The 18,987-nt window shown below is 62.3% G+C and carries 21 protein-coding genes; 13 read left to right on the top strand and 8 right to left on the bottom strand.

Annotated elements, in window-relative coordinates; genetic code table 11:
• The first annotated feature begins 140 nt into the window (after positions 1–140).
• Positions 141–893: an oxygen-dependent tRNA uridine(34) hydroxylase TrhO gene (gene trhO, locus F758_RS0103990; protein WP_024506640.1), complete on the top strand. Its 753-nt coding sequence runs from the start codon at positions 141–143 to the stop codon at positions 891–893.
• A complete protein-coding gene (locus F758_RS0103985; RefSeq protein ID WP_198026406.1) occupies positions 886–1,098 on the top strand; it encodes a SlyX family protein in 213 nt (70 codons plus the stop codon). Before trhO ends, F758_RS0103985 begins: the two co-directional genes overlap by 8 nt.
• A 34-nt stretch (positions 1,099–1,132) precedes the next feature.
• Here F758_RS0103985 and F758_RS0103980 read toward each other — a convergent pair whose 3' ends face one another.
• Positions 1,133–1,339, bottom strand: a complete 207-nt coding sequence (locus tag F758_RS0103980; RefSeq protein ID WP_024506638.1) for a hypothetical protein — start codon at positions 1,337–1,339, stop codon at positions 1,133–1,135.
• 186 nt (positions 1,340–1,525) lie between these two features.
• Here F758_RS0103980 and hemE point away from each other — a divergent pair, with 186 nt between their 5' ends.
• Complete coding sequence (gene hemE / locus F758_RS0103975) at positions 1,526–2,563, top strand: uroporphyrinogen decarboxylase (RefSeq protein ID WP_035720645.1); 1,038 nt, start codon at positions 1,526–1,528, stop codon at positions 2,561–2,563.
• A gap of 145 nt (positions 2,564–2,708) precedes the next feature.
• Here the strand turns inward: hemE and hemC are convergent, their stop codons facing one another.
• On the bottom strand, positions 2,709–3,716 hold the full coding sequence (gene hemC / locus F758_RS0103970; protein ID WP_051386653.1) for a hydroxymethylbilane synthase: 1,008 nt from the start codon (positions 3,714–3,716) through the stop codon (positions 2,709–2,711).
• Complete coding sequence (locus F758_RS0103965; protein ID WP_024506635.1) at positions 3,706–5,337, bottom strand: GMC family oxidoreductase; 1,632 nt, start codon at positions 5,335–5,337, stop codon at positions 3,706–3,708. The genes hemC and F758_RS0103965 overlap by 11 nt, the downstream gene beginning before the upstream one ends.
• Before the next feature lie 155 nt (positions 5,338–5,492).
• Between F758_RS0103965 and F758_RS0103960 the strand changes: the two genes are divergently transcribed.
• From F758_RS0103960 to F758_RS0103925, 8 genes are read left to right on the top strand one after another with little or no spacing between them, the layout of a single operon-like run.
• Entirely contained in the window at positions 5,493–6,221 is a 729-nt protein-coding gene (locus F758_RS0103960; RefSeq protein WP_024506634.1) for a GntR family transcriptional regulator, read from the top strand.
• Positions 6,222–6,280: 59 nt separating this feature from the next.
• Complete coding sequence (locus tag F758_RS0103955) at positions 6,281–7,261, top strand: ABC transporter substrate-binding protein (protein ID WP_024506633.1); 981 nt, start codon at positions 6,281–6,283, stop codon at positions 7,259–7,261.
• Between the two features lie 22 nt (positions 7,262–7,283).
• Positions 7,284–8,027: an ABC transporter permease gene (locus tag F758_RS0103950; RefSeq protein WP_245286415.1), complete on the top strand. Its 744-nt coding sequence runs from the start codon at positions 7,284–7,286 to the stop codon at positions 8,025–8,027.
• The gene (locus F758_RS0103945) at positions 8,006–8,812 is read left to right on the top strand and encodes an ABC transporter ATP-binding protein (protein ID WP_051386651.1); all 807 of its coding nucleotides are present in this window, start codon (positions 8,006–8,008) and stop codon (positions 8,810–8,812) included. The genes F758_RS0103950 and F758_RS0103945 overlap by 22 nt, the downstream gene beginning before the upstream one ends.
• A 7-nt stretch (positions 8,813–8,819) precedes the next feature.
• On the top strand, positions 8,820–9,620 hold the full coding sequence (locus F758_RS0103940) for an ABC transporter permease (protein WP_024506630.1): 801 nt from the start codon (positions 8,820–8,822) through the stop codon (positions 9,618–9,620).
• Between the two features lie 13 nt (positions 9,621–9,633).
• Entirely contained in the window at positions 9,634–10,296 is a 663-nt protein-coding gene (locus F758_RS0103935; RefSeq protein ID WP_024506629.1) for a polysaccharide deacetylase family protein, read from the top strand.
• On the top strand, positions 10,296–11,165 hold the full coding sequence (locus F758_RS0103930; RefSeq protein WP_024506628.1) for a fumarylacetoacetate hydrolase family protein: 870 nt from the start codon (positions 10,296–10,298) through the stop codon (positions 11,163–11,165). The genes F758_RS0103935 and F758_RS0103930 overlap by 1 nt, the downstream gene beginning before the upstream one ends.
• Positions 11,166–11,202: 37 nt before the next feature.
• The gene (locus F758_RS0103925) at positions 11,203–12,243 is read left to right on the top strand and encodes a uroporphyrinogen decarboxylase family protein (RefSeq protein ID WP_198026405.1); all 1,041 of its coding nucleotides are present in this window, start codon (positions 11,203–11,205) and stop codon (positions 12,241–12,243) included.
• 64 nt (positions 12,244–12,307) lie between these two features.
• Here the strand turns inward: F758_RS0103925 and F758_RS0103920 are convergent, their stop codons facing one another.
• Together F758_RS0103920 and F758_RS0103915 are read right to left on the bottom strand one after the other, a co-directional pair.
• Positions 12,308–12,877 carry a DUF4865 family protein gene (locus tag F758_RS0103920; protein ID WP_024506626.1) on the bottom strand — a complete coding sequence of 190 codons (570 nt, stop codon included), beginning with the start codon at positions 12,875–12,877 and terminating at the stop codon, positions 12,308–12,310.
• Between the two features lie 34 nt (positions 12,878–12,911).
• Positions 12,912–13,301: a tautomerase family protein gene (locus tag F758_RS0103915; protein ID WP_024506625.1), complete on the bottom strand. Its 390-nt coding sequence runs from the start codon at positions 13,299–13,301 to the stop codon at positions 12,912–12,914.
• 110 nt (positions 13,302–13,411) lie between these two features.
• On the opposite strand from F758_RS0103915, the gene F758_RS0103910 reads away from it, so the two are divergent.
• On the top strand, positions 13,412–14,266 hold the full coding sequence (locus tag F758_RS0103910; protein WP_024506624.1) for a LysR family transcriptional regulator: 855 nt from the start codon (positions 13,412–13,414) through the stop codon (positions 14,264–14,266).
• On the opposite strand, the gene F758_RS0103905 is transcribed toward F758_RS0103910, so the two are convergent.
• Positions 14,263–14,688 (bottom strand): DOPA 4,5-dioxygenase family protein, encoded by a 426-nt coding sequence (locus tag F758_RS0103905; RefSeq protein WP_024506623.1) that lies wholly within the window; start codon positions 14,686–14,688, stop codon positions 14,263–14,265. The genes F758_RS0103910 and F758_RS0103905 overlap by 4 nt on opposite strands.
• A 122-nt stretch (positions 14,689–14,810) precedes the next feature.
• On the opposite strand from F758_RS0103905, the gene upp reads away from it, so the two are divergent.
• Positions 14,811–15,443 (top strand): uracil phosphoribosyltransferase, encoded by a 633-nt coding sequence (gene upp, locus F758_RS0103900; protein WP_024506622.1) that lies wholly within the window; start codon positions 14,811–14,813, stop codon positions 15,441–15,443.
• An 82-nt stretch (positions 15,444–15,525) separates the two neighbouring features.
• Here upp and F758_RS46310 read toward each other — a convergent pair whose 3' ends face one another.
• Together F758_RS46310 and F758_RS46305 are read right to left on the bottom strand one after the other, a co-directional pair.
• Entirely contained in the window at positions 15,526–17,457 is a 1,932-nt protein-coding gene (locus F758_RS46310; RefSeq protein WP_024506621.1) for a GYF domain-containing protein, read from the bottom strand.
• The gene (locus F758_RS46305) at positions 17,454–18,263 is read right to left on the bottom strand and encodes an RDD family protein (protein WP_084305078.1); all 810 of its coding nucleotides are present in this window, start codon (positions 18,261–18,263) and stop codon (positions 17,454–17,456) included. Before F758_RS46305 ends, F758_RS46310 begins: the two co-directional genes overlap by 4 nt.
• Positions 18,264–18,987 lie beyond the last annotated feature (724 nt).

Here is an 18,987-nt window from a genome sequence, read left to right as displayed (position 1 = left end):
ATTCATATAGTCTTCTGCAATGGCTGGTATGCCAGCGAATGGATGCCATGTCGGTCGCGGAGCCGGGTTCATTGAGCGGGCCTTTGACCCCTGCTAAACCGCGCTCATCTCTGCTCCATATCTGCCCCCGTGCTCACGAGATGTCCTACAAGGTCGCTGCGTTCTATCAGTTCACGTCGTTGCCCGATTTTCGCGCGTTGCGCGAACCGCTGCGCATGATCTGCGCAGGACTTGCACTGAAAGGCAGCATGCTGCTGGCGGAAGAAGGCATCAACGGCACGCTCGCGGGTCCGGACCATGGTATTGACGCACTCGTGACTGAACTACGAGGCGGTGCGCTGTTCGGCGGCCGCCTCGATCGCCTCGAGCTGAAATTCTCCAGGGCACGAGCGATGCCGTTCGGACGCCTCAAGATCCGGCTGAAGAAGGAGATCGTTACGCTCGGCGATGCGGCGGCCGATCCGAACCGCCAGGTCGGGATCTATGTCGACCCGTCCGAATGGAATGCGCTGATCGCAAGCGAAGACACGCTCGTGATCGACACGCGCAACGCGTTCGAGGTCGCAATGGGCACCTTCGAAGGTGCGGTCGATCCCCAAATCGCGAGCTTCGGAGAATTCAAGGAATTTGTCGCCCAAAAGCTCGATCCCGAAAAGCATCGCAAGATCGCGATGTTCTGCACCGGCGGCATCCGCTGCGAAAAGGCGAGCAGCCATCTCTTGGCGCGCGGCTTTCGCGAGGTCTATCATCTCAAGGGCGGCATCCTCAAATATCTGGAGGACGTGAGTGAGGCCGAAAGCCGCTGGCGTGGCGAGTGTTTTGTGTTCGACGAGCGCGTCGCACTCGGCCATGGCCTCAAGGAACGTTCACGCGAACGAGGTGTCAATGAGTGACCTCTCATTGGAAAACCGCATCGATGCGCTCGAGGCGCGCCTGATGTTCCAGGACGCCACGATCGAGACACTGAACGAAACGGTCACCACCCAGTGGCGGGAAATCGACGCGCTCAAGCGCAAGATCGCGCATTTGAACGAGCGTTTGCTGGAGGCGGAGGCCGGCCTGCCACGACCAACCAACGAGCCGCCGCCGCATTACTGATTGCCTGCCGCCCTCAAGGGCTAACGGTTAAGGGCTAACGGTCGTTGTTGTCGTGTTTCCGCTTGGGATGGCGGTCGTGCCTGGTCGGTGCCGGCTGCGCAGCGCTCACCGGGTCCGACGCCGGAAAGGTGTCGACCAGGCCGGTTTCGAGTTTCGCATGGAGTTCTTGGTCCAGCTGCTGGGCCTCCCGCGGATCAGCAGCGAGCTTGTCGCGTGGCGCAGGATTGAACTTGTCGGCCATGATGAGCCTCCGGAGCTCCTCAACCCAATGCCTAACCAACGCGCGCGCTGGAGGCGCGTTCCGGGCAAAATCGGATGAGGTCGGTTCCCATGCGACCGCGGCGATAGGCCCGGGTTGGCCAAGCCGGCATCGGCGGTGTATCAGGGAACAACGATCCCTCGCCCGCGGAGCCTGCGCTTGAATTCCATGTCGTCACCCAAGCCCTTTCTCGATGTGCTCGCGGGGCGCAGGCAGAACGTGCCGCCGCTCTGGATGATGCGGCAGGCCGGTCGTTATTTGCCGGAATATCGCGAGGTGCGCGCCAAGGCCGGCGGCTTCCTCGATCTCTGCTTCACGCCCGAACTCGCAGCCGAGGTCACGCTGCAGCCGATCCGCCGGTTCAATTTCGATGCGGCGATCATCTTCTCCGACATCCTGGTCATTCCCTACGCGCTCGGCCGTAACGTCGTCTTCGAAGCCGGCGAGGGGCCGCGGCTCGGTCCGCTGGATACGCCCGACAAGATCGGCCAGCTCGCGCGCGAGGCCGATTTCAAGAAGCTCGAACCGGTTTTCGAGGCGCTGCGACGGGTGCGCGGCGCACTCGCCTCCGACGTTGCGCTGATCGGCTTCTGCGGCGCGCCGTGGACGGTCGCGACCTACATGGTCGCGGGCCACGGCACGCCGGACCAGGCGCCGGCGCGGCTCCTCGCCTATCGCCATCCCGACGCGTTTTCCAAGATCATCGACGCGCTGGTCGAGAACTCGGTACACTATCTGCTCGGCCAGCTCGAGGCCGGCGCCGACGCCTTGCAGATTTTCGACACTTGGGCCGGCGTATTGCCGGTGCGCGAATTCGAACGCTGGGCGATCGAGCCGACCCGGCGCATTGTCGAAGGCGTGCGCAAACAAAGACCCGACGCGAAGATCATCGGCTTTCCCCGCGGTGCCGGCGCGCTGCTGCCGGCCTATGTCGCGGCGACCGGCGTCGATGCCGTGAGTATCGACTGGGCGGCGGAGCCCGCCATGATCCGCGCGCAGGTACAGAGCAAGCTTGCCGTGCAAGGCAATCTCGATCCGCTGGCGCTGATCGCGGGCGGCACCGCGCTCGATGCCGCGGTCGACGATGTGCTGGAAAATTATGCGGCCGGCCGGCTGATCTTCAATCTCGGCCACGGCATCCTGCCGGAGACCCCGATCGCGCATGTCGAGCAAATGGTGGGGCGGGTGCGAAGGTATAAGGGATGAGCAGCCGTAGGCATCATGCCCCGCGCAGACGGGAAACCCAGTAACCACCGACGTCAATAGTAAAAGCGAAAGGCCGCAGCGTACTGGATCATCCGCTTTTGCGGATGATGACGGTGGAGTTTGTCCAACCGATCGACCCTAAGCCTTACCTTGGCCTGCTGCGCTCGATGATCTCGGCAGCACCTTTCGCCAGGAGATCGAACGCCACCGCGCGACCTAATTCGCGCGGGCGGCTGGCGAGACCGGTGCGCGATGCTTCAATAATGACACCGCCGCCCAAATCCAGCACCGACGCGCGCAGCAACATCTCCGCAGCCTTGATCTCTGCAAATCCCGCGATCGGCGAATTGCAGTGACCGTTGAGCACCCACAGCACCTCGCGTTCGGCGTCGGCGCAGGCGCGCGCGTCGGCGTCGTCGATGCTGGAGAGCAGTTCGCGCGTCCGCCAGTCCGCGGCCGCGCACTCCACGGCAACGATCCCTTGCCCAACCGCGGGCAGCATCTCGGCGGCGGCAAATTCGTATGCGATGCGATGGGCGAGACCGACGCGCTCCAGCCCGGAGCGCGCCATGATCAGGGCATCCGCAGGCCCCACCGCGCCGCCATCGGGCAGACGCTGCCTCTCGCCCTGATCCAGCTTGCGTATGCGGGTATCGGCCGCGCCGCGAAAATGGATCACCTCGACATCCGGAAATAGCCGCCGCGCGTAGGCCGCGCGCCGCACCGCGTTGGTACCGAGTTTAAGGCCTTTGCCGCGCGAGCGCTGCAGCTTCTCGACCGACAGGCCAGGACGCAGCACCAGCACGTCCCCCGGCGGATCGCGCGACAGGGTCGCGCCAATCACCAGCCCCGGCGTGTCCTCATTGCCCGGCATGTCCTTGAGCGAGTGCATCGCCGCCTGCAGTTCGCCCTTCAGCACGGCGGCGCGAATCTGCGCCACGAAGGCACCACCCTTGCCGCCATGCGGCAACAGCTTGCTGGTCTGGTCGATGTCGCCGGTGGTGTCGAACTTGACCACTTCGACCTCAAGGCCGGGCATGGATGCGGTCAGCCGGCGCGCGATCTCCTCCGTCTGGGCCAGCGCCATTGCGCTCTTTCGCGTCCCGATCCGCAAACGACCATCCACTACAAGCGCTCCCGCGTCATCGCCCATCTTGCAAGATCATATCGGAGGCCTTCTCCGCAATCATGATCACCGGCGCATTGGTATTGCCGGACACAAGGTCCGGCATGATCGAGGCATCGACCACCCGCAAGCCCTCGATGCCGCGCAGGCGCAGGCGCTGGTCGACCACCGCGAGCGGATCATTGCCCATCCGGCAGGTCGAGGTCGGATGATAGACCGTCGAGCCCGTCTGCCGGCAAAACTCCAGCAGATCATCGTCGCTCGTAACATTCGGTCCCGGATACACTTCACCCGCGCAGTACGACTTTAGCGCGGGCGCCGCCAGGATTTTTCGCAAAATCCTGATGCCGTCGATGAACGCGCGGCGATCGGTCTCGGTTGCCAGGTAATTGATGCGGATTTCCGGCGGCGCGGTCGGGTCGGCGCTCTTGATGCGAAGCGAGCCGCGGCTCTCGGGGCGCAACTGGCACACCGAGGCGGTGAAGCCGGAGAAGGAATGCAGCTTCTCGCCCATCTTGTCGGTCGAGAATGGGATGAAGTGGATCTGAATATCCGGCGTCGCCAGGCGCGGACTGGTCTTGAAGAACGCACCGGAAGTGCCCGCGGCAATCGTCAGCGCGCCCTTGCGCAAGAGCCCATAATGCACGCCGGCCCAGATACGGCGCAGCGGATGATTGACGATGTCGTTGAGCGTGATTCGCTGTGCGCAGCGCGTCACCAGCCGTACCTGCAGATGGTCCTGCAGATCGTTGCCGACCCCGGGCGCATCGAGTACGACGTCGATGCCGTGCCGCTTCAGCAATTGCGCAGGTCCGACGCCCGAGAGCTGCAGGAGCTGCGGCGAATTATAGGCGCCTCCGGAGAGCACGACCTCCTTGCGCGCCCGTGCCGTGCGCACGATACCCTCTTGCCGGTATTCCACGCCGACCGCGCGGCGGCCATCAAACAGCACGCGCTGGCCCAGCGCCGAGGTCTCGACGCGCAGATTGCCTCGGTGCAGCGCGGGGCGTAGGTACGCAACCGCCGTGCTGGCGCGCCGGCCCTTCCGTGTGGTGGTCTGAAAAAATCCCGCGCCTTCCTGGGTCGCGCCGTTGAAATCGGGATTATAGGGAATACCGGCTTCGACAGCGGCTTTGACAAAGGCCTCCGAGAGCGGATCGGCGTGGCGCCAATCCGAGACCGGCAGCGGCCCGGCCGCGCCGTGATACTGATCGGCGCCGCGGCACTGGTTCTCGGCCTTTTTGAAATAGGGCAGCAGGTCGTCGAAGCCCCAGCCGGTGTTGCCAAGCTGGCGCCAGCGATCGTAATCCTCGTGCTGGCCGCGCACATAAAGCAGGCCGTTGATCGAGCTCGATCCGCCCAGCACCTTGCCGCGCGGCTGGAACACCTGCCGGCCGCCGAGCCCCGGCTCGGGCTCGGTCTGGTACATCCAGTTGACGGTCCTTTCCTTGAACAGCTTGCCGTAACCGAGCGGCACGTGGATCCAGATGTTCTTGTCTTTCGGCCCGGCCTCCAGCAGGAGCACCGAGTGCTTGCCGTCGGCCGAGAGCCGGTTGGCGAGCACGCAACCGGCTGAGCCCGCGCCAACGATGATGTAGTCGAATTCAGAGGTGGCTTCGCTCCCGCGGGATCGTGCTTCACTATTCATGTTTCTCATCAACCCGGCTTGATGGCGCGCACCCTCGCGCGCTGTCAGCGGTTTAGCCCAAGCCCAGAGACATTTGGTAGCTGCAAACGGGCGCCGCTGCTGAAAAAAATCGATTTTCGATTGACGATCGCTTGTCGTGTTGTCATTCTGGCGGGATGGAGAGCGTCGGACTGAGTTTTGGAGGGGGCGGCACCGAAGAACGCCCGCGCAGCCTGACCTCGGCCGTTCAGGAACGGCTGCGGGCGGACATTCTCGCCACGCGGCTGCTGCCGGGCCAAAAGCTGCATATCGCGGGCCTTGCCAAGCAATTCTCCGTCAGCCTCGCCGCCGTGCGCGAGGCACTGTCGCGGCTGGTGGCGGATGGGCTGGTGCAGGCCTCGGACCAGCGCGGCTTTCGCGTGAGCCCGGTGTCGCTGGCCGACCTCGCCGACGTCACGCAGACCCGGATCGACATCGAAGGCCTCGCCTTGCGCCGCTCGATCGAGCGCGGCGATGCGTGCTGGCTCAACGCGGTGGAAGCCGCCTGGGAAGCCCTGAAGGCCGTGCCCTATCGCTATCCTGATGACCCCGGCGTTCACTACGAAGAATGGGTCGTCCGCCACCGCGTCTTTCATCGCGCGCTGGTCAACGCCTGTGGCTCGCAGTGGCTGCTCGGTTTTCGCGACGTGCTGCACGAGCAGAGCGAACGCTATCGCCGCCTGGCGCTGCGCCGTCAGGCCGACAAGCCACGTGACGTCGAAGCCGAGCATGCCGCAATCGTGGATGCCGTGCGCAAGCGCGATGTGGATGCCGCGGTCGCCGCGCTCGCACGGCACTTTTCCGTCACCATGGAATTCGTCGAACTCGGCGCGCCGCGCATCGCGGAGGTGAGCGGCAAGACCTGACGCGCCGCGCACGATTCCAGCACCAGAACAACAAAACCAGTCATCGGGAGGAACATCGAATGCACATCAGCCGCCGTCACGGCCTCGCCTCTGTTGTCAACTCTGTTTTCGCCTTGGTCCTGCTCGCGCTTCCGGCTGCCGCCTCTTCCGAGACCATCCGGGTCGGCCTGCCGACCAAGACCTATTGGCCGACGACGATCGCGGAAACGGCGGTGCGGCAAAAACTGTTCGAAAAGGAAGGCATCGGCGCGGAACTCACGATCTATCGCGGCGGGGCCGAGACATTCGAGGCGATGGCAGCGGGCGCAGCCGACATCATCCTCGATCCGCCCTCACTGGTCTCGGCCGGGCGCAAGAAAGGCGTGATGTCGAAGATCGTGGCCAACGCCGCAATGGGCAATTTCGGCTGGCAATTGATGGTACCGGCTAAATCGACATTGGGCGTGAAGGATCTGAACGGCAGGAAGGTCGGGATCACCTCAGCCGGATCGGGCTCCGACCTGCTCGCGCTCTGGACCATCCAGGACAAGAAGATCGACTTCACCCGCGTGCCGGTCGGCGGCGGGGGATTGGTGCCGAACCTGATGGCGGGCAATGTCGATGCGGCGGTGGTCTATTCCCCGCTCAGCTTCCAGGTTCTGAAATCGGGCGATGCCAAGACCATTCTCGACTATGCCAAGGAGGTGCCGCCGAACCTCACCGCGGGCTGGATCGTGCTCGACAAATACGCGCAAGCAAAGCCCGAGGTGGTGCAGAAGGCGCTGAATGCGCTTTACGGCGCGGTCGCGTTCATGCGCAACAACCGCGAGGTCACGGTCAAGCTGATTGCGGAGCTCTACGAAATGCCAGCCGAGATCGCCGCGATGGAATACGACAACACCATCATGAACCTGGAGACCGACGGCAACATGGCGGCGCCCAACGTGGTCGAGGCGGTGCAGCTTTCGCTCGATCTCGCGAAGTTCGGCGGGCTGAAGGACATCGTGCCGACGGAGGAGGTCATCTCCACGCAGTTCAAGCCGGTCCCGACCAAACCGTGAGACGATGCACGCGATGGAGCGCATGACCAACACCCTGGCGCGGATCGCAATCGTCCTTGCGCTGTTTGCACTGTGGGAAGTGCTGTCGCGGATGGGCATCGTCAATCCGCGGCTCTTACCCTCTGCGTCCGACACGCTGGCGACGCTCTGCGATCTCTTGCGGCGCGCCAGCGTCCGCAACGATCTCCTGGTCACCGCAACCGAGGTGCTGGCCGCATTCGCGCTCGCGGTGCCCGTGGGCGCCCTGATCGGCTTTCTGGTCGCGGAAAACCGCTATTTCGCGGATGTGACCAAGCCGCTTTTGTTCTTCGCCTTCTCGATTCCAAAATCGATATTCCTGCCGATGTTTATCCTGGTGTTCGGCGTCGGCTTTTCGCAGAAGGTCGGCTTCGGCTTTTTCTCCACCATTTTCATCGTCATCATGTCGACAACGACGGCGGTGGAGTCGATCAAGGTCGAATATCTTACCGTCGCCCGCTCCTACGGCGCGACAGCGATACAGACCGCCTGGCGCGTCTATCTGCCGAGCATGCTGCCGGTGCTGCTCGAGGCGCTGCGCATCTCAATGATCTTCAATCTCACCGGTGTCATCCTGGCGGAGATGTACGCCTCACGCGACGGCATCGGGCACCAGATCGCCACCTGGGGCGAAAATTTCCAGATGAAGCAGCTCCTGGCGGGCGTGGTGATGATCGCCGTCATCGCTATTGCCTTCAACGAAATGATCAGATGGGTGGAAACGCGATGCAGCCATTGGCGAACGTAACGCCGCTGAGATCTCCGCCACGCGCCGGCGCGATCCAGATCAACGACGTCGGTCAGGTCTACAAGGCGCGTGGCCAGGACGTACTCGCACTGTCGCAGGTTTCGCTCGACATCAAGCCGGGGCGCTTTGTCGTGCTGGTCGGGCCGAGCGGCTGCGGCAAGTCGACGCTGTTGATGATGCTCGCCGGCCTGCGGCAGCCGACCTCCGGCACCATTCTGATCAACGGCACCCCGATCACCCAACCCGACCCCGACCGCGTCGGCGTGGTGTTCCAGGAAGCGAGCCTGTTCCCCTGGCTCACGGCCGAGGACAATGTCGAGTTCCCGCTGGCGCTGCGGGGCGTGTCCAAGGCCGAGCGGCGCGCCAGGGCGGAGGAAGCGCTCAAGCTGGTCGGCCTTGAGGGCTTCGGCAAGCGTCATCCTCAAGAACTGTCGGGCGGCATGAAGCAGCGCGTCTCGATCGCGCGCGGCCTGGTGCAGGATCCCCCTGTGCTGTTGATGGACGAGCCGTTCGCGGCGCTCGACGAGCAGACCCGGATGACCATGGGCGACGAGCTTCTGCGGATCTGGGCCGCCACCGGCAAGACCGTCGTGTTCGTCACCCACAGCCTCACCGAAGCCGTTTACCTCGCCGACGAGGTGGTGGTGATGTCGGCGCGCCCGGGACGCATCGTCGATCAGTTGCAGATCCCGCTGCCGCGGCCGCGCACCTATGAAATGCTGAGCGGAGACGCCTTCAGCAGCTTACGCGACCGCATCTGGCGGCACATCCGGAAATCGGCGTGAGGCGCGCATGAAGCCAAGCACGTTGCGCCGGCTGATCGTCATCGCCCTGATTGCGCTCTGGGAAATCCTGCCGCGCACCGGCCTCGTGCCGGAACTGTTCCTGCCCTCGTTATCATCGACACTGAAGGCGGGCTTCACGGAAGCCGGCGAATATGGCCAGGCGCTGCTGGTGACGCTGTACGAGGTCGGCGTGTCCATGGCGTTCGCCTGCGGCGGCGGCATCCTGCTCGGCGCCCTGGTCGGCAGCCTGCCGCGCCCGCGCGTGCTGATCATGCCGATGGTGTCGAGCCTCTACGCCGTACCGTTGGTCATCCTCTATCCCGTCTTCACGGTGTGGCTCGGCATCGGCTCGGAATCCAAGATCGCGTTCGCCTCCATATACGGCTTTCTGCCGACCATGCTCGCGACCGCCGCGGGCATCCAGACTATCGATCCGCAGCTCCTGCTCGCTGCCCGCAGCATGGGTGCGACGCTCACCCAGCGGCTTGTCCGCGTTGTGCTGCCGGCGGCGATCCCGACCGTGCTGTCAGGCTTGCGCATCGGTGGCGCGCTGGTCATCGTCGGCGTGGTCGTCTCGGAAATGCTGATCTCGTCCGCCGGGATCGGCTACTTGATCTCGCGCTACCGCACTATCCTCGACAGCCCGCATGTCTTTGCCGGCGTGCTCCTGGTGCTCGCCATGGCGGTTGCGTTCAATGCCGCCATCAAATGGATCGAGCGCAAATGCGCGATCTGGCAGACCGGCACGCGCGGCGCGCAAGCCACCGACGACGACGTCGCAACCGGCGCGATGCAGCCGGCGACGTGACGGAGTGCAGGACGTGTTCGATCTCACCCTCACTTTCGACAATGGCCCGGAACCGGACGTCACCCCGCGCGTGCTCGATATCTTGCGCGAGCGCGGCATCAAGACGACCTTCTTCGTGATCGGACGGAAGCTGGACGACCCCGCGCGCCGGCGGCTCGCCTCGCGCGCTCGTGACGAAGGCCACTGGATCGGCAATCACACCTACACCCATTCGCTGCCGCTTGGGCAGCAGCACGATCCCGCGTGCGCCGAGCACGAGATCGGCCGGACGCAGGCCCTGATCGGTGACCTCGCGCATAAAAAGCGCTGGTTTCGCCCATTTGGCGGCGGCGGCAATCTCGATGACCGGCTGCTGAAGCCTTCCATCGTCAGCTATCTCGCGCGCGATCAATATTCCTGCGTGCTCTGGAACGCTATCCCGCGCGACTGGGACGATCCGCATGGCTGGGTCAACCGTGCGCTGGATCAATGTCGCGCGCAAGAGTGGACATTGATGGTGCTGCACGACCTGCCGACCGGCGCGATGGACCGTCTCGAGGAGTTTCTCGACGCCGCCGATAAGGCTGGCGCCCGCTTCCGCCAGGATTTTCCGCCGGCTTGCGTGCCGATCAGTGCAGGCACAATCGTGCGGCCCATCGACGCCTATGTTTCAACCATCGAGGAAAGTATCCGATAATGAAGATTGCAAGTTTCAGGAAAGGCGCAGCCGCAAGCTACGGCATCATCACCGACGCGGGCATCATCGACGCCGGCAAGCGCTTTGGGGCCTATCCCACGCTCAAGACGCTGCTGAGCAAGGGATCGCTCGACGAGCTTGCCGCGCTCAGGAGCGAGCGTCCCGATTGCGCGCTGTCCGAGATCGAACTGCTGCCGACCGTTCCCGATCCCGACAAGATCTTCTGCATCGGCGTGAACTACGCCACGCACCTTGCCGAAAGCGGCCATCCCAAGCCGGTCCATCCGATGATCTTCACGCGCTTCGCCAACAGCCAGGTGGGCGGCGGCCAGCCGATGATCCGGCCGCTGGAATCGGAGCGCTTCGACTATGAGGGCGAGCTCGCGGTCGTGATCGGCAAAGGCGGCCGCCGCATTCCTCGCGAAAGCGCACTGCGCCATATCGCGGGCTATGCCTGCTACAATGACGGCAGCATCCGCGACTGGCAGCGGCACACCTCGCAATTCGCGCCGGGCAAGAATTTTGTCGGCACCGGCGCCTTCGGCCCGTGGATGGTAACGACCGACGAAATTCCCGACGTCAGCAAGCTCAATATCGCGACCCGACTGAATGGCGTCGAGGTGCAGGCCGCGCCGATCTCGGACCTGGTGTTCGATGTACCGGCGTTGATCGCCTATTGCTCGACATTCACCGAGCTCGTGCCCGGCGACGTCATCGTCACCGGGACGACCGGCGGCGTCGGCGCCTACCGTACGCCGCCGCTCTGGATGAAGGACGGCGACGTGGTCGAGGTCGAGATTTCCGGCATCGGCATCTTGCGCAACCCTGTCAAGGACGAAGTCGCGGCGACGGCAACGCGTGCAGCCTGAAGCCGCGCCGCAAGCAACAAGAAGCAAGGAGACCGGGATGAACCTGCCGAAGCATCTGTTGCCGACCACCGTGGTCGGCAGCTACCCGCAGCCGGATTGGCTGGTCGATCGCGCGATGCTGTCCAAATCCGTGCCGCGCACACGCATGCGCGACATGTGGCGGCTACCGGAAGAGCACCTAGAGGAAGCCCAGGATGATGCGACCATCGTCGCGATCCGCGACATGGAGCGCGCCGGCATCGACATCGTCACCGACGGCGAAATCCGCCGTGAGAGCTATTCCAATCGCTTTGCCACCGCGCTCGAAGGCGTCGACGCGGAGAACCCGGCAATGATCATCTCGCGCTCCGGCCACGAGACGCCAGTGCCGCGGGTGGTCGGCAAAGTGCGGCGCACGCGCGCGGTGGAGGTGCGCGACATGGAGTTCCTTCGCCGCAACACCGATCGCTCAGCCAAGATCACCCTGCCCGGCCCATTCACCATGAGCCAGCAGGCCAAGAACGAATTTTACAAGGACGACGAAGAACTCGCGCTCGCCTTTGCCGAAGCCGTCAATGCGGAGGCGCGGGATCTGGAAAAAGCCGGCGCCGACATCATCCAGCTCGATGAGCCCTGGGTGCGCAACAATCCCGACCTTGCCCGCCGCTATGCGGTCAAGGCCATCAACCGCGCGCTGGAAGGCATCAAGGTGCCGACTGTCGTGCATCTCTGCTTCGGCTATGCCGCTGTCGTGCCGGGCTCGACCAAGCCGGCCGGCTATTCCTTCCTCTCCGAGCTCGCCGACACCACCGCCGAGCAGATTTCGATCGAGGCGGCGCAGCCCAGGCTCGATCTCGGGGTGCTCAAGGATCTCTCAGCCAAGAAGATCATGCTGGGCGTGCTCGACCTCGGCGATCCCGAAATTGAAACGGTTGACGTAATCGCCGATCGCATCCGCAACGGCCTGAAATATGTGGCGGCTGATCGCCTCGTCGTCGCGCCCGATTGCGGTATGAAATACATGCCGCGCGCCAGGGCACTCGGCAAGCTGAAGGCGATGGCGGATGCAGCGGCGCTGGTGCGGCGGGAGATCGGTTAGAAAGCGTCTCAAGTCAAACGGGCGTCGAACTATCCCCCTCCCCCCTGAACCCACCTACGAAACCTTACCTTGATAGCGTCTCGAGCAGTGGCTTTGCGAGATAGAGCACCTGATATGCAACGCCGCCCTTGTCACCATTTGGCGCGTGCTCCGACAACAGCACGCGCGTGAACTTCCAGTTCTGCACGTCGACGCCGACGGCGGCGGCAACCGTGCCCGGCTCCTGCGCGACGGCATGGTTGCGCTCGATCTCGGCGGCGAAGGCGGAGGTCAGATCGGCATCGAGCGGAATGTCCTGCTCCTGCTTATAAAGGAAACGCGCGGCGCGGCCGCTTCCCTTACGCGCATCCAATGCCACCCTGGTTTCGATCGCAGCGCGGCCAAAACTGTCGGTCACCGACTTGTAACGACCCTCGACCAGGAAATTGCGGAAGCCTTGGCCCTGGCGCCAGAGATAGAGCGAGGAATATTCGCTCGCGATCGCGCCGAACTGGCCGCGCTCGCGCAATAAAAAAGCCTTGAAGTGCAGCTCCGGGACGGCGTCGAAGAGGTGCCCGCGTTCGGCTGCACGCTTGCGAATGAGCGCAATATCGTAATTGGCCGGCAGCCTGTGGCCGTAATGGACGATGATCATGGTAGGATACCTTTCTCTTGAGCGGTGATGGCCGTCAGCCCTGCTCGGCGTATTGCGCGATGCCGTGGCCGAACGACCAGTTCGCTGGCAACACCTCGACCAGGTTGATGAAGATGTCCTCGGGCCGGAGCCCGGGATCTTTCGTGAGCTCGGCCGCGATCTCGCGATAGAGCGCCTTCTTCTTCTCCAGGGGGCGCGTGTTGCTCACGGTGATCTGGATCAGAACCAGGTCGTCACTGCGCTTGATGCCGAGATAATCGGCGCCAAAACTGAAATCCGCCTCGTCGTATTCGCTGAGCACCATGAAGCGGTCGTTCTCGGGGACGTCGAACACCGCGCGTTGCGCGCGATAGATGCCTTCGAGAAGCGCCTTGCGATGGGCGACGGATTTGCCGCGCCGGAGCGAAACGTGGGTGAGCGGCATGGACTCCTCCTTCAGTCAAACCGGATATGACCCAGACATAGCGCCGAGACGGTCATTGCAAAATAACATCAATTTCTATATCAATGATTTCGATTTTAAATGGTTGGACCATGAAGGCCCTCGATATCGAAGCTGTGCAGGCCTTTGTCCTGACCGCGGATTTGAAAAGCTTCACCCGCGCCGCCGAAGCGCTGGACACCACGCAGTCGGCCGTGAGTTTGAAGATCAAGCGGCTCGAAGACGGCCTCGGCCGCAGGCTGCTGGAACGAACGCCGCGGGTGGTGCGGCTGTCGGCGGATGGCAACACCTTCCTGCAAGCAGCGCGAAACCTGGTCGCCGCGCATCACGGCGCGGTGTCAGCCTTCGGTGTCAAACGGCGTCGGCTGGTGGTGGGCATCAGCCATCACATCGTCGGCGCCGAACTGCCGCTGCTGCTCAAGCGCATGAGCGGTGCCGAGCCTGGCCTCGTGCTGGAGATGCGGGTGTCGACCTCACGCGAGGTGCTTGCGGATTTCGAGCAGGGGGCCATTGATGCCGCCATCGTGCTGCGTCATGACAACCGCAGGCGGGACGGCGAGACCATCTTGGAGGAAGCCTTCGCCTGGATGGCCGCGCCGGATTTTGAACATCATCCGGGTGAGCCCTTGCGGCTCGCAACCCAAGCCGAGCCCTGCAGCGTTCGTAGCATGGCGATCGCCGCGCTGAAGGCGGCCGGCATAGCCTGGACCGAAGTCTTTGTCGGAGGCGGCGTCACTACGATCGGAGCGGCCATCTCCGCCGGCCTGGCGGTTGCGGCGCTCGGTCGACGCGTGGCGCCGCCCGGCACGATCGATATCGGGCCGCGGCTGGGCTTGCCGACGCTGCCGTCGCGCGATGTGGTGCTGCATTCCAATCTCAGCGACCGCCAGAGCAGGTCCTCGCTCAAAGCCCTCGCCGCGACCATTCGCGCCACCGCGAGCGCTTAAGGCCGTAGCGTCGGCTCCGTGTTCGGCGCGGGTGCAGGTTGCGCCTCGCCCTGCCCCGGCAGCTTGTCCCCATGCAAGGCAAGTAGCGGTCCGATCCACAACGCATCGGCCAGATGATCCCGGCGCGGGTCGGTCGTGTTCGGATGCACCAGGATGCTCAGGGAGCCATGATTGAGCATCAGCCATGGCACCAGCTCGGCGAAAAGCTCCGAAGCAAAGGCCACCTGAAACATCGCCTGGTCATGCGGGCCGACCTTCTCATCATGCCAGCGGCCGAGCGTGACCGCAAAGCGCTCGCCGATCCAGTCCCGCAACCGCTCGGCCTGTGCCCGGCTTGTCGCAGGATCGTAATAGACGTGGGCGTGGAAGCTTGCGATTTCCTGGATCGACCGGACTGTCGCACCTTGTTGCGAACCGCTCATGCTGGCCTCCCTTTTGCCCGGATGTTAGTTGAGCTGGCCGGCGCCTGAAACTCTGGTCTGTGCCGGGAAAACCATTAGTTTCCGTCTGGCGAAGGCCGCCTTGAGCATGTACATCTCGTGACATGGCAGCCAGCGTCAACGTCGTCGCCCACCCTCTGGTTCAGCACAAGCTCTCGCTGATGCGCGAGCGCGACCGCTCGATCAAAGGTTTTCGGGAGCTCCTGAACGAGATCGGCATGCTGCTCTGCTACGAGGTCACGCGCGACCTGCCGCTGGAGCTGGTCGAAATCGAGACCCCGCTCGCGCCGATGAAGGCACCGATGATCGCCGGCAAGAAGCTCACTCTGGCACCGATCCTGCGCGCCGGCGTCGGCTTTCTCGACGGCATGCTGGCACTGATCCCCTCGGCACGGGTGGCGCATATCGGGCTTTATCGCGATCCCGAAACGCTACAGGCGGTGGAATATTTCTTCAAAGCGCCCAACGATCTGTCGGACCGCCTGGTGGTGCTGATGGATCCGATGCTGGCGACCGGCAATTCCGCTTGCGCCGGCGCCGAACTGCTCAAGGCACGCGGCGCCCGCGACATCCGCTTCGTCTGCCTGCTCGCAGCCCCCGAAGGCATCGCGCAATTCCAGAAAGAACACCCTGATATCCCGATCTGGACCGCCGCCATCGACGAGCGGCTTAACGACCACGGCTACATCCTGCCGGGCTTAGGCGATGCCGGCGACCGGATGTTCGGGACGAAGTAGACGCGCATCGCCTTCCAGCCAAGACGACGACCGTCGCGGACGCGAATCCGGCCGAACGGCCATCGCGCCGCTGGACGCAATTTCACTGGAACAGGGTTCGCAGGACGCCAGCTCGGGTAGCCAAGGGAAGTCGCAAGATCTCTTCGTAGAATGCCGCCATCATGTTGCAGTATGAAAAATACTCACTTCGGCTCAACTGTTGCTTTGAGATCAAACTCACATCCTTGCCGAAGCGCCTCTCAATGGATTTGAAGGTCTCCGCAACTATTCGATCTACCGTAGCCCTATCCAATTCCGCCGTACTTTCACGCTGCTCAGAATCAAATACCTTGGTCCTCATTCGGTTTTGATCCTCGACGAGGCCGGGATATTTCGATCCGAAGCTAGCCAACAGGTTGTTGGAATCCTTTTGCGGGTTCATATAGGCATAGCATAACGCCGGGTCCTCTCCGTTGAGGAGCCTGATATGGTTCACCGTCATTTCAGTGTACTCGGTGAGCAGTGCCGGTGCCGCGTGCGGTAGAGTCCGCTCGAACAACTCTTCCACCACCGGATCGACCTGGACCATCATCTCTCCGCTCGATTTCCCTAGCCGCAATCCATCCAGGATCTGACGGGAGATTTCTCGATATGCCGCCGCATCGATGCGCGCTATTGCGGCATACAACGGGATATCGCGCAGGAGAGCATCCGTCCCCTCGGGTGAAATTTCCGCCAGATCAATTCCGGATAACGCGAAAGTTGAGGAATCCACGATTTTTGTAGCGACCCGCTCGTCAATCAATTGCTGAGGAGTTGGAGTCCACATTTCATTTGGCGGCGCCTTGGTGGCTTGCTTCGCAAATTCTGCGCTTAGACCGAAGCGCTGCAATCGAAGTTCTTCCTTTCTTGCCAGCCGCATTCGATCGTCATCGGTGAGGCCCGCAAAATCGGGTTGATGAAAACCAATTTTGGCGTTGCGCGTGATATACCTGTTCCGACCGCTCAGAAAGATGATCGTGCACGCCGAAAGGCACGAGTTCACGACATAAGTGTCCAGGTTTCGCTTCTTGAGCATATCGCCGATGCGCTGCGCCTCTTCGATTCGCCCGCCGGGCGAATTGAGATGAACAATCTTCAATGCGCCCATGGCCTCGACGAAGCGCGCAAACTCGTTCGAAGCACCAAAACTGATAGCTCCCGAGAATTCCAGTTCCGCGCCGTCGCGCAGCACTCTGAACGAATATTTTCCGATCCTTTCGTCACCCGAGTAGATTGCGTACACCTCTCGAATCCCGGGCAGCCCACGTTGTCCGAACTGGATCAGGGTGCAAATCGCAGCGATGCACAACGACAGTTTCGCAGCAACCGCCCAAAGGATTTTACCTTTCTTCGAATATTCCGTGGCCGATCGCCACGCCCCCACCACCAGCCAGCACAGCACGACCAGAGTGATCGTCCATGTTCCGACTATCGAAAATAGCGAGAGCACAGGAGAGTAATCGGTCCTCAGTGCACGACTCGCGCCAACCAGTGCCACAGCGAGCGTCGACGCCAGATATCCAAGAAATCCGTTGAACCAATATGATGTCGGCAACGAGAGTTGCCCACGCCAATGCCGCATGAGGTAGCTGCCATCTTTGGTTCGTTCAGCCCTGGAACGGAGCTGCTGACCATTATGATCGAACGCACCGGCAGAAAGCTCGAATTGATCCGTTGGCCCGGTGTTATCTGCGGCCTCATTGCTTGTCGCAAATCGCGGAGGAAGGGGCGGCGGTGTTTGACGCTGCACAGGCGGTGAGGATACGACCGAGCCGTTCGGCAAAGGCGGTGGCTTCAGCCTGCTTGCGTTCGCTTCGGCGAATTCAGGCACATCCTCGGCGAGCACCCAGGTGGAGAAACCACGCCGCCAGACTAAATCCTTTGACCGTACCGTTCCCTGCGCAATGAGCTGGCGAAACGCCACTTCGGGGATCGGGCCGATTGGCTGGTCATTCTGGACCATATACCAGCTTTGCTCGAAAGCAGCGCTCATGGCTTCGTGTCCGCCAGAGCGGCCAAAAGCATATACACAACTGCAACCAGCACCCACACGAACAGGATCAGAATCCAGCGCCGCGGCGATAATTTTTGATGCATGACCATGCACTGGAAATCGCGATCCCAAGAGGTCAGCTTCTCTCTCATCAAAGTCCGATATGCGGTAATCAGAGTGAACAGGGTTACGATGGGAATTCCGAGTCCTAGCCCTCGCACCCACACCGCGAACGATCGCTGGAATGAAACCGATAACGGAAGACCATCGCCACTCGAACGGACGACCGCAATCCCGTACAGGCGTTTTCCGATAGTCGAGCCAAATACGTTCATGCAAAAGCCTTCGAAGACGGCATATGCGGCCGATCCGAAGATCCCGTAGAGCGCATCCAGCCCTCTGTCGGAGGTTGCGAACAATTTTGGAAACGCGAGTCCCAGGAACATGAAAAAGACAAGGCAGAACAGATAAAGGTCGAACATTCGCGCAAAATATCGTCGCCAGGGGTGCAGGCTCGAACCATCCTGGTTCAGCCGAATGGATTGAGGCGCTTCATCGACCGCCGATTGATGGGCGCTTGAAGCCGACAGCGGCGGCGTGTCTGGATGTGCCGGAATCGGCGGCGGCCGCAAATAGCGTCTCAGCGCAATTTGGTCACCAGCTCTTCCCCAATCGACCATGCCCGGGCACCAAACCAAGAAGTCGATGGCATTGGCGTTGGCGCTGAGAACGCGACCGAGTTCTTCGATCGTCATAGGACCGTAGGATCGGTCACTTGCTTCTGCATAATACCAATGGTCATCCATGACAGTAGGTCTCTTCGGACAAATTCCAGCGTTCGGGATCGCTGATGTGGAGGGCGGTTTAACAAAGGCCTGGCGCGGATCAGCCTCTCTCGCGTGATCGCCCGTCAGCCTCGAGACGTTCGAGGAGCGTTTGACTATGCCGTGTTTCAGCTACGGCCTCTGCTTTCAGGCGGCACGCGATCACAGTCGCGGCCGATGATCGTCCAAGTGCGGCCTCATAACGCCGTCCCGGAGATCGCGCCGACGGAAGCTCACGCTGCGTTTGAGCCCTCGCTAGAATGTCTTCCGAATTGACGATGAATTCCAACTCACTGCCCCGGTCTTCGCATCGGGAGTAACGATGGCCGATCATGTTCGGCCTTGCTCGCCCCCAGAGCGAATTGTTTTACACTGCATGCTAGGTGGTGTGTCTGAGGTTTGTGCGAAGAGTTGCTCGGCAAGTTTGCCTGTTGACATACACCCAACCACAGGTTTATGTTCTTGTTTTGTTTCTTTTGGGCGATATGGTCCGTATTCGCCCGTCCCGGTGTCCTAATTTGGCAGGGAGTGATTGGCTGTTTGGAATCGAATTGGGAAACATGCCAGGTCGTCCGGGACGAGCGGGCGACAGCGAGCGCAGACCTGGACAGGACTTGATTTTGCGAAAGACGCCTACCAACCCCAACCGGGTCTCATCGGGAGACTACGTTGGCCCTCGCCTTCGCCAGGCGACGAACAGCGCGAT

This window comes from Bradyrhizobium sp. ARR65, assembly GCF_000472385.1.
In the GTDB taxonomy this organism is placed as follows: Bacteria; Pseudomonadota; Alphaproteobacteria; order Rhizobiales; family Xanthobacteraceae; genus Bradyrhizobium.
This window is presented reverse-complemented; position numbering and strand designations above follow the sequence as displayed.

What these genes read in the sequence shown, in the direction of transcription:
- F758_RS46310 (WP_024506621.1), bottom strand. Translation starts at nt 17,457, where the DNA reads ATGAGCGCTGCTTTCGAGCAAAGCTGGTATATGGTCCAGAATGACCAG.
- F758_RS0103985 (WP_198026406.1), top strand. Translation starts at nt 886, where the DNA reads ATGAGTGACCTCTCATTGGAAAACCGCATCGATGCGCTCGAGGCGCGC.
- F758_RS0103940 (WP_024506630.1), top strand. Translation starts at nt 8,820, where the DNA reads ATGAAGCCAAGCACGTTGCGCCGGCTGATCGTCATCGCCCTGATTGCG.
- F758_RS46305 (WP_084305078.1), bottom strand. Translation starts at nt 18,263, where the DNA reads ATGGATGACCATTGGTATTATGCAGAAGCAAGTGACCGATCCTACGGT.
- F758_RS0103915 (WP_024506625.1), bottom strand. Translation starts at nt 13,301, where the DNA reads ATGCCGCTCACCCACGTTTCGCTCCGGCGCGGCAAATCCGTCGCCCAT.
- hemE (WP_035720645.1), top strand. Translation starts at nt 1,526, where the DNA reads ATGTCGTCACCCAAGCCCTTTCTCGATGTGCTCGCGGGGCGCAGGCAG.
- F758_RS0103980 (WP_024506638.1), bottom strand. Translation starts at nt 1,339, where the DNA reads ATGGCCGACAAGTTCAATCCTGCGCCACGCGACAAGCTCGCTGCTGAT.
- F758_RS0103925 (WP_198026405.1), top strand. Translation starts at nt 11,203, where the DNA reads ATGAACCTGCCGAAGCATCTGTTGCCGACCACCGTGGTCGGCAGCTAC.
- F758_RS0103950 (WP_245286415.1), top strand. Translation starts at nt 7,284, where the DNA reads ATGACCAACACCCTGGCGCGGATCGCAATCGTCCTTGCGCTGTTTGCA.
- F758_RS0103945 (WP_051386651.1), top strand. Translation starts at nt 8,006, where the DNA reads ATGCAGCCATTGGCGAACGTAACGCCGCTGAGATCTCCGCCACGCGCC.
- F758_RS0103965 (WP_024506635.1), bottom strand. Translation starts at nt 5,337, where the DNA reads ATGAATAGTGAAGCACGATCCCGCGGGAGCGAAGCCACCTCTGAATTC.
- F758_RS0103920 (WP_024506626.1), bottom strand. Translation starts at nt 12,877, where the DNA reads ATGATCATCGTCCATTACGGCCACAGGCTGCCGGCCAATTACGATATT.
- F758_RS0103930 (WP_024506628.1), top strand. Translation starts at nt 10,296, where the DNA reads ATGAAGATTGCAAGTTTCAGGAAAGGCGCAGCCGCAAGCTACGGCATC.
- F758_RS0103910 (WP_024506624.1), top strand. Translation starts at nt 13,412, where the DNA reads ATGAAGGCCCTCGATATCGAAGCTGTGCAGGCCTTTGTCCTGACCGCG.
- F758_RS0103905 (WP_024506623.1), bottom strand. Translation starts at nt 14,688, where the DNA reads ATGAGCGGTTCGCAACAAGGTGCGACAGTCCGGTCGATCCAGGAAATC.
- F758_RS0103955 (WP_024506633.1), top strand. Translation starts at nt 6,281, where the DNA reads ATGCACATCAGCCGCCGTCACGGCCTCGCCTCTGTTGTCAACTCTGTT.
- trhO (WP_024506640.1), top strand. Translation starts at nt 141, where the DNA reads ATGTCCTACAAGGTCGCTGCGTTCTATCAGTTCACGTCGTTGCCCGAT.
- upp (WP_024506622.1), top strand. Translation starts at nt 14,811, where the DNA reads ATGGCAGCCAGCGTCAACGTCGTCGCCCACCCTCTGGTTCAGCACAAG.
- hemC (WP_051386653.1), bottom strand. Translation starts at nt 3,716, where the DNA reads ATGGGCGATGACGCGGGAGCGCTTGTAGTGGATGGTCGTTTGCGGATC.
- F758_RS0103960 (WP_024506634.1), top strand. Translation starts at nt 5,493, where the DNA reads ATGGAGAGCGTCGGACTGAGTTTTGGAGGGGGCGGCACCGAAGAACGC.